We start from the raw sequence: 10,014 nt of genomic DNA on the forward strand, positions 1-10,014 counted from the left end.
CTGTCCCCCGGCACGGGCCGCAGCCTCGGCGTGCCGGGGGACAGGACGTCGCGGCCCTGCAGGCGCAGCTCACCGCGGCCGCCGAGGAGCTCGCCGACGCCGAGGGCGCGGTGGGACGGCGCGACGCGCTCGCCGCGCGCCATGCCGAGCTGGCCGCCCTCGACGCCGAAGCCGAGACCTCCCGTTCCGGCCTGGTCGACCTCCTCGCCGACGCACGCACCCGAATCGCCGCGCTGGCGGTGACGGTCGACGCGGCCCGCCAGACGGTGGACGACGCGCGTGGCGAGCACCCGAGCGTCGCAGAACGGGTCGCGCATGTGACCGCCGTGCGGGATGCGGCCCGCACGGCCGCCGCCGCCCGCGCCGACGCCGAGCGAGCGGTGACACGGGCGGCCCAGGCACAGGCCGATGCCGACGCGCGAATCGCCGCATCCGTCTTCGCCGATGCGGCGGACGCCGTCGCGGCGCTCAGGGACCCTGCGGAGGCGGAGGCGCTGGCCGAGCGCCTCTCGGCGCACGATGCGCAGCTGGCCGCGACCCGCGCGCGGGTGCTCGAGCTCGAGCTGGAGCTCGCGGGCGCCCCGGCGGAGCCCGTCGACACCGCGGCGTCGCGCGCCGCGCTCGACGCTGCCGACACCCGACGCACCGCGGCGCTGCGCGCAGAGCGGGACGCGCACACGGTGGTCGAGCGCCTGCGCGACCTGGCGTTGCAGATCGACGACGCCTATGCCGGTGTGGCCGCCCGCGCCGCCGACGCGGCCGCGATCACCCGGCTCGCGGACACCGTGGCGGGGCGAGCGCCCAACACGATGAAGATGGACCTCGAAACCTTCGTGCTGGCGGCTGAGCTCGAAGAGATCGTCGCCGCGGCCAACCTGCGGCTCGGCGACATGTCGTCGGGGCGCTATCGCCTGCAGCACACCGATGCGCGCGCGGCGCGGGGCGCCGCGTCGGGGCTCGGCCTCGAGATCATGGATGCCTTCACGGGCCAGGCTCGTCCCGCCCAGTCCCTCTCCGGCGGCGAGACCTTCCTCGCATCCCTCGCGCTGGCTCTCGGCCTCGCCGAGGTCGTCACCGCCCGTGCCGGCGGCATCCGGCTCGACACGCTCTTCGTGGACGAAGGTTTCGGCTCGCTCGACGAGGAGACCCTCGACCTCGCCATGCGCACCCTGGACGAGCTGCGCCAGGGCGGCCGCATGGTCGGGGTGATCAGCCATGTCGCGGCGATGAAGGAGCAGCTGCCGGCGCAGCTCGCCGTCGAAGCGACGCCCCACGGGCCGAGCGTCATCACGCAGGACGACGTCGCCCGCGTCTGACCCACGGGCGCCGACACCGCAGCGCCAGAGGGAGTACTCCCACTGTCCCCGGCCGATGCACGGGTGTATCGTTCGCGGCAGGTCGCGCTCCTGGGGGATTCCGCGATCCTGCCCGACCGCCGGCCCCGACCGGCCGCGGCCGTTCGCCGCGCCCACCCGTCACCACGATGTTCGGAGTCGACATGCGTTCCACCACCCGGGCGCGCCGCGCCCTCGCCGCGATCGCGGCATCCGCTCTCCTTCTCACCGGCACCCTCGGAGCCGCGTCCTCCGCCTACGCGGCACCGGCCCCATCGCAGATCGTGCGGATGGCGGCGCTCGGCGACTCCATCACGCAGGCCGCCATGACCTGCTCGAGCCTGACCTCGTGTCCGGCGAACAGCTGGTCCACCGGGTCGGCCACGTCGGTCAACTCCCACTTCCTTCGACTCCGGGCTGCCGGCGCGACGGCGCTCGTCGTCTCCAACAACGCCGTCTCCGGTGCGGCCTCGACTGCCCTGCCGGGGCAGGCGCAGGCGGCCGTCACCCAGGCGGCGCAGTACGTCACGATCGAGATCGGCGCCAACGACGCCTGCACGAGGACGGTCGCCGCGATGACGGCCACGGCGACCTTCCGGGCGAACGTGCAGACCGCGCTGACCACTCTGGCGGCGAGCGGGGCATCGCCGGAGATCTTCGTGGCGAGCATCCCGAGCCTGCAGCGGCTGTACGACCTCAACAAGTCGAGCATCTCGGCGCGATTCGCGTGGGGCATCCTGCAGACCTGTCAGTCGATGCTCGCGAACCCGAGCAGCACCAGGGCGGCCGACGTCGAGCGGCGCGCGGCGGTGCAGCAGCGGGTGAACGAGTTCAACCAGGCGTTGTCGGAAGTGTGCGCCGCCACCGCCAAGTGCCGGTTCGACGGCTTCGCGGTGGCCGACTACGCGTTCGCGAAGTCGGACGTGTCGACGCGCGACTACTTCCACCCGTCCCTGGCCGGTCAGGCGACGCTCGCCGCCCTGACGTGGCAGAAGACGCAGTGGGTGTCCTGATCCGCTGAGGCCGCGACGGTTGCGGGCGCCCGGCGGCTCCGCCCGAGGGGCGCGCGACGACCACAGCGACCCGCGGCGACGGGGCGCGGCGTCTGGTTCCGTCCAGGGGGAGCGGGATCAGACGCCGTAATCCACGCGGATGCGGTCGCGGAGCTGGTGGCTGCACGCCGTCACGGCGGCATGCCAGTCGGTGATGGCGCCGTCCTGCGCCCGATCCGAGACGGCTTTGAGCACGCGGATCGGCACGCCGAACCGCTGCGCCACCCAGATGTACGCGTACGTCTCCATGTCGACCAGACCGGCGCCCAACGGACGGATCACCGCGACCGCCTCGGCATCATCGACGAAGTGGTCGCCGGTCGCGATGGTGACGCCCTCCGCCTCGAGCTCGACGAGCGGCGGCAGCGACACATGCTGACCGACGATGCCGTCGATGTCGGTGACGTCGTGCTGCAGGGCGGCGCTGATCTCGTAGACGTCGGCGTCGAGCCGGGCGTCGATCGCGCCGGCGGTCCCGACCACCACGACCTCGTCGTACGTGGTGGCGTCGAGCGCCCGCGTCAGCGCGTAGGTGGCCTGGAGCTTGCCGGGTCCGGTGACGAGGCGGTCGAATCCCGGGAGGTCGTCGGGAAACGCGACGAGTTCGGAGGCGAGGGCGGCGACGAGGAGTCTCACACCCCCATCATGTCCCGCTTTGCCGGGAGCGAGTCCCGCACGGGACGATGGATCCGCCCCCGGGGAGCCGGATCGGGACACGGATGCCGCCCCCGCTCCGTCCGCCGAAGCGGCAGCGGGGATACCCTGGCAACGATGCCCGAGTCGAAATCGAAGTCCGGAAAGACCCGGGGCACGGCGCGCGCCGTGCCCACCACGACCGCCGTCATCCCGCTGTCCTCCGCCGCGCGCTGGCGCGCCTTCTGGGTGTGCGTCTCGGTGGCCGCGATCACGATCCTCGACATGACGAAGGTCAACGTGGCACTCCCGTCGATCGGCGAGGTGCTCGATGCGAGCTCGACGCAGCTGCAGCTGATCGTGTCGGGGTTCGTGCTCACGTTCGGACTCGTGCTCGTGCCGATGGGGCGTCTCGGCGACCAGCGGTCGCGCCGCACGCTGTTCATCGTCGGGCTGTCGCTCTACACGGTCACCAGCGTCATGTGCGCCCTCGCCCCCACGGCGAACGTGCTGCTCGTCGGGCGGCTGCTGCAGGGCGTGGCCGCCGGCATCCAGATGCCGCAGGTGCTGGGCATGGCGCAGGAGCTCTTCCAGGGAAGGGAGCGCGCTCGCGCCTTCGGTCTCTTCGGCGCCACCATCGGCGTCGCGACAGCCTTCGGCCCCACGCTCGGCGGTCTGCTCATCGCGCTGGGTGGTCCGACCGACGGCTGGCGGCTCATCTTCTGGATGAACGTGCCGCTCTGCCTGGCGGCCATCGCGCTCGCGCTGTGGCTCCTGCCCGACACGCGCACGAGATCGCGGCGCCGCGTGCAGCTCGACCCCGTCGGGCTGCTGCTGTTCGGCGCGAGCGTCGTCTCACTGATGTGGCCGTTCCTGTTCACGACGGGCGCACCGACCGACAACCCGGCCCGCTGGTGGCTGCTCGTAGCGTTCGTCCTGTTCGTCTCGGCGCTCATCGCCTGGGAACGTCACTATGCCGCCCGCGGGCGCAGTCCGCTCATCCCGCTCAAGCTGTTCCGCATCGCGTCGTATCGCAACGGGACCCTTCTTCAGACGGCGTACTTCACCGCCGCGCCGGCGATGTTCCTCATGACGACCCTGTTCCTGCAGATCGGTCTGGGCTTGGAACCGGTGTACGCGGGAATGGTCTCGATCGGCTTCGCGCTCGCGAGCGCCGTGACGTCGTGGGTCGGCGGCAACCTGGTGAGCAGCCACGGCCGCGTCGTGGTGGTGTGGGGACTCATCGGCATGCTCGCCTGTGTCGGAGGGCTCATGCTCGCGGCGTTGTACGTGCCGTCGGCGTGGACGCCCTACATCATGGCCGCGATCATGACCGTCGGCGGCGCCGGCGGCGGCCTCGTCATCGCCCCCAACCAGACGCTCACCCTCGCCGACATCCCGGTCAAGCAGGGCGGCGTCGCCGGCTCCGTCGGCCAGCTCGGCCAGCGCATCGGCGCGGCGGTCGGCACCGCGGTGGCGCTGTCGCTCTTCTACGCCTCGATCTACCGCGAGTCCGGCACGCACGACGAGCTGGTCGTCTATCACGATGCGTACGCATTCGGGATGCTGTCGGTCGCGCTGTTCCTCGCGCTCGCGTTCATCGTGGCCATCGTCGACCTCACGGCGCGCCGCAAGAAGGCCGAGTCGTCGAGCGCCACCGATTCCCCCGTCCCCTGACCCTCGCGTGCCGGCGTGAGCGCCTCGGGGGTCGCAACAAGCGGCAACGTCCCGCCCGTGCCCGCGTGTTGCGCCACCTGAGCCGGAGTGCGTTCGCTTCGGGGGTCGCGACACGCGGCGACGTGGTGCATGTGCTCGCGTTCTGCGACCCTCGAACGCACGCGGGGCGCCGTGATCAGCGGCGGAGGGACACCGGTCCGAGGACGGGCTGCCGGCGGTCGCGCACCCAGCGGGTGCGGGTACGGCGGAACTCCTCGCGCGTCGTGAACCGGTAGCGGTACGACACCGCCCGCACCCATCGGGGTCGCTCGCCGGCGAACGGGTCGTGTGCGAGCAGGCGCAGGGTCGCGGCATCCGCTTCCAGCAGCCGCACCAGGAACGCGGTGAACCAGTCGTCGAGCGAGCGCCCGAGCGGCAGGAACCACATCAGCCAGTCCAGCCGCAGGTGGTAGGGCGCGAACTGCCGGGGGATGCGGCGCACATCGCCCGGCTTGCCCTTGAAGGCGTATTCGCGCCAGGTCGCGGCATCCGGATCCTCGTCGGTCGTGCCCTCGACGACGATCTCGATGCGCTGCTTCGTCACCGTGCCGAAGGCGCCGTAGGCGTTGGCGAGCTGCCAGCGGTTGAACGAGGCATTCATGAGCTGTCGGCGCGCGAAGAGGTTCTGCAGGGGCCACCAGCTCAGCGCGAGATACAGTACGCCGACGGCGCACGTGACGACGAGCCAGTACACGGGCATCCCGTCGATGATCCACGGCGGATCGGATGCCGCGGGCGCATGTGCGGCGCCGAAGCCCGGCAGTCCGATCGCCGAGAACGCGAGCACGATCGTCATCCAGTTGAGCCAGGCGAAGTTGCCGGTGAGGACGAGCCACGTCTGCGTCGCGATGACGATCGCGGCAGCCACGGCGCCGATGATCGCGGGGACGGGGCCGGGAACGAACAACCCGAGAAGCGGCGCGAACAGGAACCACGGCACGACGAGCTGCGAGAAGTGGTTGCCGAGCACCTCGCCGCGGTGGAACCAGGCCGGCAGGAGGTGCGCCTGGCGACTCAGCGGGCCGGGCATCGGCTGCGTCTCGTGGTGGTACATCAGCGCGGTGAGGTCGCGCCACTCGCGGCCGCCGCGGATCTTGATCATGCCGGCGCCGAACTCGAGCCGGAACACGAGCCACCAGAACAGCACGATCACGACGGTCGGCGGGGGCTGACGGTCCGACCCGAGGAACGCTGCGAGGAACCCGGCCTCGAGGAGCAGCATCTCCCACCCGAAGCCGTAGAAGGTCTGGCCGATGCTCGTGATCGACATGTAGCCGAACCACAGCGCCAGGAAGCAGAGCATCGGCACCCACGGCGGGCCGAGCTGCGGGATGCCGGCGACCAGCGCCGCCGAGACCACGACGCCGGCGGCGCACAGTGCGACGAGACGCCGGTCGGTGTACCTCAGCCGGCGGAACAGCGTCGGGCGGAGGAGTCGGCGCCCCCGCTTCGAGGAGCGCGCCCAGTCGAGGAGGTCGGTCGCGGGCAGCAGTCCGTGTTCGCCGAGAAGCGGACGGAACTGGTTGAGCGTGGACACGAACGCGACGACGAAGAGCGCTGCGATGCCACGTTGCAGCACCTGCCGCGCGAACTCGAAGTCGACGGCGGCGAACCCGTTCACAATTCGTGCCTCACGTGCTCGGCATCAACTCCGCGGAACCGGGGCGCCATCCGCGGTCCACGGCGCCCACGCCTGAGCTGAGCGGAGAGCCTGAGGAGTTGGCGTCTGATGCCCACGGTCGCACCTCACCCGGAGAGGTCCTCGACCCCGAGGCGCTCGCCGCCGCGGCCGTGGGGGCCGCCGCCGATCACCCTCGCCCGCCTGGCCATGGGCCTCATCCTTCCACCGCGCCGGCGCCTCGGCAGGGGGTTGACGAGAGCCTCCCAGCCGTCGAAGCCGTCCGCCGTGGCCACCCCGCTCGGCGCCGAGGGGCGGAAGGCCTGGTCGGTCGCAGGACGCGCCGGGGCGCGGCATCCGTTTCCGGCGTGTCGTGGTGATCGACCCGACTTTCCGCAACGGGCGCGCCGCTGGTCGGGCCACGGGGACGGGTTGTGAAAAGACCGGCCGGTGACAGGACACGCCGGCACGCGGCATCCGTTCCCGGCGTGTCGTGGTGACCGACCCGACTTTTCGCAACGGGCGCGCCGCTGGTCGGGCCACGGGGACGGGTTGTGAAAAGACCGGCTGGTGACAGGACACGCCGGGGCGCGGCATCCGTTCCCGGCGTGTCGTGGTGACCGACCCGACTTTTCGCAACGGGCAACGCGGGGTAGCGCGTGGCGTTCTTCCTCGCCGCGCGGCGCGGGGACAGGATGGAGGTGCGGACGTGCCGCGGAGAATGAGGTGGATCATGCAATCGGTGCTTCTCGACACTCCGACGGGGATCACGGCGCGGCTCGGCTGGGATCCGAAGCTGCCCGACCACGACCGCAAGCGCCTGCTCGCGAAGGAGATCGTCGCCGCCAAGCTCGGGGTCGAGCCGAAGGACGTGCGCGTCGAGCGCGAAGCGCCTCGCACCTTCGGATTCCACACGCAGCTGATCGCCGAGGTCGGCGGCAGGGAGCTGCCGCTGAAGATCCGCAACGTCAACTTCCGCGCGGCCACCGTCGTCGCCGTCACCGATCCCGAGGTGTCGCTCGGGCTGGACCTGCGCGACGCGCACCCCGACGACGCGGAGATGCACCTCATGAAGCGGCACTCCCATCTGCTCGACGAGAACGACCTGTCCAAGCTCATCGCGCACTGGACACGCGTGCAGGCCGTCCGCGACGCCGACGGGCGCGGTGCACGCGTGGCCGCCGATCACGTGCGGCTCGACAGCCCGCTGACCAAGGGGTGGATCCCCGACCGGAAGGTGTTCTACCAGCTGGCCGATCTCTCGCGCGACAGCTGGGTCATCACGCTCGCCTACGCGCAGCCGCACGCCGGGTGACTCGGTCGCGCGGCTTCGTCTCGCTCGCTGCCGCCCGCGTGCTCGAGACCGAGGCCGGTCGTTGCGCGAGCGAGGAAGGAGCGAGACGAAAGCCGCTCAGCCGTCGACGAGCTCGGGAAGGGCAGCCTTGAGCTCGGCCAGCCACACGCGGGCGTTGCCGTCGGACGGCGCGCGCCAGTCACCGCGGGGCGACAGCGAGCCGGCCGGCGACACCTTCGGACCGTTGGGGATCGCCGAGCGCTTGAACTGGGCGAAAGCGAAGTAGCGCCGCAGGAACACCTGCAGCCACTTCGCGACGGTGGCGAGGTCGTAGGCGTAGCGGTCTTCATCGGGGAACCCCGGGGGCCAGGCGCCGGCCTCCGCGTCGCCCCACGCGTGCGCCGCCAGGTACGCGATCTTCGACGGACGGAAGCCGAAGCGCAGCACGTGGTACAGCGTGAAGTCGTGCAGCGCGTAGGGGCCGATGCGGTCCTCGGTGGACTGCATCTTGCCGTCCTGCCCAGCGGGGACGAGCTCGGGCGAGATCTCGGTGTCGAGCACCGACTGCAGCACCTCGCGGGCGCTGTCGCTGAGTTCGGTCGAGCCGCCCTCGTCGCCCCGGTGCGAGATCACCCAGCGGATGAGGTGCTGGATCAGCGTCTTCGGCACGCCGGTGTTGACGGCGTAGTGGCTCATATGGTCGCCGACGCCGTACGTCGCCCACCCGAGCGCGAGCTCCGACAGGTCGGAGGTGCCGATGACCATGCCGCCGTGGTGGTTCGCCAGGCGGAAGAGGTAGTCGGTGCGCAGGCCCGCCTGCACGTTCTCGAACGTGATGTCGTGCACCGGCTCGCCGTCGGCGAAGGGGTGGTCGAGGCGTTCGAGCATCTCGATCGCCAGCGGGCGGATGTCGATGGTCTCGATCGACGCTCCGACCGACTCGGCGAGGGCGATGGCGTTGGACTTGGTGTGCTCGCTCGTCGCGAAGCCGGGCATCGTGTACGCGAGGATGTCGCTGCGGGGCCGCCCCATGAGGTCCATGGCCCGAGCCACCACGAGCAGTGCGTGCGTCGAGTCGAGCCCGCCGCTCACGCCGATGACCGGCTTCGGCCCGCCGATCGCGCGCATGCGCTGCACGAGGCCCGACACCTGGATGTTGAACGCCTCGTAGCAGTCCAGCGCCAGGCGCTCGGGGTCGTCCGGCACGAACGGGAACCGGTCGAGGTTGCGGCGGAGCCCGACGTCGGTCGCCGGCGGGTCGAGACGGAAGTGCACGGTGCGGAAGGCGGCATCCGCCTGCGTCGCCCGGCGATTGTCGTCGAACGTGCCCTGGCGCAGGCGATCCTGGCGCAGCCGGTCGAGGTCGACGTCGGCCACCGACCGGCGCGGGCCGTCGGGGAAGCGCTCGGTCTCGACGAGCAGGTTGCCTCCCTCGTAGATCATCGTCTGGCCGTCCCACGAGACGTCGTTCGTCGACTCGCCGCCGCCCGCGGCGGCGTACGCGTAGGCGGCGAGACAGCGCAGAGACTGCGACTGCACGAGGTCCTTGCGGTCCTCGGCGCGTGCGATGGTGATCGGGCTGCCGCTGAGGTTGAGCAGCACGGTCGCCCCCGCGAGTGCGGCGCCCGATGACGGCGGGATCGGCACCCAGACGTCCTCGCACACCTCGGCGTGCACGACGAGGCCGGGGATGTCGAGGGCCTCGAACAGCAGGTCGGGACCGAACGGGGCCTCGAGCGCGCCGACGCGGATGTCCTGGTCGCCCTGGTCGTCGCCCGGGGCATACCAGCGCCGCTCGTAGAACTCGCGGTACGTGGGCAGGTAGGACTTCGGGGCGACGCCGAGCAGCTCACCGCGGTGGATCACGACGGCGCAGTTGTAGAGGCGGTTGCGGTGGCGCAGCGGCGCACCGACGACGAGCACGGGGAGAAGATCTGCGGATGCCTCGACCAGCCGCTCGATCGCGGCGACCACCGCGTCGAGAACCGGGTCCTGCATGACGAGGTCGTCGATGGCGTAGCCGGTGAGACACAGCTCGGGGAAGAGGGCGACGGCGACGGCCTCCGCGTCGCATTCGCGGGCTGCCGTGAGGACGGCGTCGGCGTTGGCCGCGGGATCGGCGATCGAGACCGGGATCGTGCACGCTGCGACGCGGGCGAACCCGTGCCGGTACGCGCTCTCGAAGGGCAGGCTCATGCGCTCCAGTCTGGCAGGTGCCTCCGGCATCCTTCCCCTTCTGCTGCTCTCTCTCCGCTCGCCCTCTCGCGTCCGCTGCCCCGTTCGTCCGTCGTATATGTACGCGTTTCGGGCCGTTCCGCGTACATATACGACGGACGAACGGGGGGTGTGCGGAGAGGAGGAACGGGG

The 10,014-nt window shown here is 71.4% G+C and carries 7 protein-coding genes; 4 read left to right on the top strand and 3 right to left on the bottom strand.

Translation table 11 applies throughout. The features are described from left to right. Both ACI3KY_RS19250 and ACI3KY_RS19255 read left to right on the top strand, forming a co-directional pair. Positions 1 to 1,316: SbcC/MukB-like Walker B domain-containing protein (locus ACI3KY_RS19250; protein WP_404931740.1), on the top strand; the 1,316-nt coding region annotated here is incomplete at its 5' end. Between the two features lie 182 nt (positions 1,317 to 1,498). Beyond that, positions 1,499 to 2,347 carry an SGNH/GDSL hydrolase family protein gene (locus tag ACI3KY_RS19255; protein WP_404931741.1) on the top strand — a complete coding sequence of 283 codons (849 nt, stop codon included), beginning with the start codon at positions 1,499 to 1,501 and terminating at the stop codon, positions 2,345 to 2,347. Positions 2,348 to 2,464: 117 nt separating this feature from the next. On the opposite strand, the gene ACI3KY_RS19260 is transcribed toward ACI3KY_RS19255, so the two are convergent. Then, a complete protein-coding gene (locus ACI3KY_RS19260; protein ID WP_404931742.1) occupies positions 2,465 to 3,022 on the bottom strand; it encodes a nucleoside phosphorylase in 558 nt (185 codons plus the stop codon). Positions 3,023 to 3,157: 135 nt separating this feature from the next. Here ACI3KY_RS19260 and ACI3KY_RS19265 point away from each other — a divergent pair, with 135 nt between their 5' ends. Next, a complete protein-coding gene (locus tag ACI3KY_RS19265) occupies positions 3,158 to 4,696 on the top strand; it encodes an MFS transporter (protein WP_404931743.1) in 1,539 nt (512 codons plus the stop codon). 175 nt (positions 4,697 to 4,871) lie between these two features. On the opposite strand, the gene ACI3KY_RS19270 is transcribed toward ACI3KY_RS19265, so the two are convergent. Then, on the bottom strand, positions 4,872 to 6,356 hold the full coding sequence (locus ACI3KY_RS19270; RefSeq protein WP_404931744.1) for a lipase maturation factor family protein: 1,485 nt from the start codon (positions 6,354 to 6,356) through the stop codon (positions 4,872 to 4,874). 730 nt (positions 6,357 to 7,086) lie between these two features. Here ACI3KY_RS19270 and ACI3KY_RS19275 point away from each other — a divergent pair. Then, a complete protein-coding gene (locus ACI3KY_RS19275; RefSeq protein WP_404931745.1) occupies positions 7,087 to 7,668 on the top strand; it encodes a hypothetical protein in 582 nt (193 codons plus the stop codon). 96 nt (positions 7,669 to 7,764) lie between these two features. Here the strand turns inward: ACI3KY_RS19275 and ACI3KY_RS19280 are convergent, their stop codons facing one another. Continuing rightward, positions 7,765 to 9,843: an NAD(+) synthase gene (locus tag ACI3KY_RS19280; protein WP_404931746.1), complete on the bottom strand. Its 2,079-nt coding sequence runs from the start codon at positions 9,841 to 9,843 to the stop codon at positions 7,765 to 7,767. Positions 9,844 to 10,014: the final 171 nt, after the last annotated feature.

The sequence above is a fragment of the Microbacterium sp. ZW T2_14 genome (assembly GCF_044987405.1).
Lineage (GTDB): Bacteria > Actinomycetota > Actinomycetes > Actinomycetales > Microbacteriaceae > Microbacterium.

Coding starts and splice junctions, on each gene's coding strand:
- ACI3KY_RS19255 (WP_404931741.1), top strand. CDS start 1,499: ATGCGTTCCACCACCCGGGCGCGCCGCGCCCTCGCCGCGATCGCGGCA.
- ACI3KY_RS19265 (WP_404931743.1), top strand. CDS start 3,158: ATGCCCGAGTCGAAATCGAAGTCCGGAAAGACCCGGGGCACGGCGCGC.
- ACI3KY_RS19275 (WP_404931745.1), top strand. CDS start 7,087: ATGCAATCGGTGCTTCTCGACACTCCGACGGGGATCACGGCGCGGCTC.
- ACI3KY_RS19280 (WP_404931746.1), bottom strand. CDS start 9,843: ATGAGCCTGCCCTTCGAGAGCGCGTACCGGCACGGGTTCGCCCGCGTC.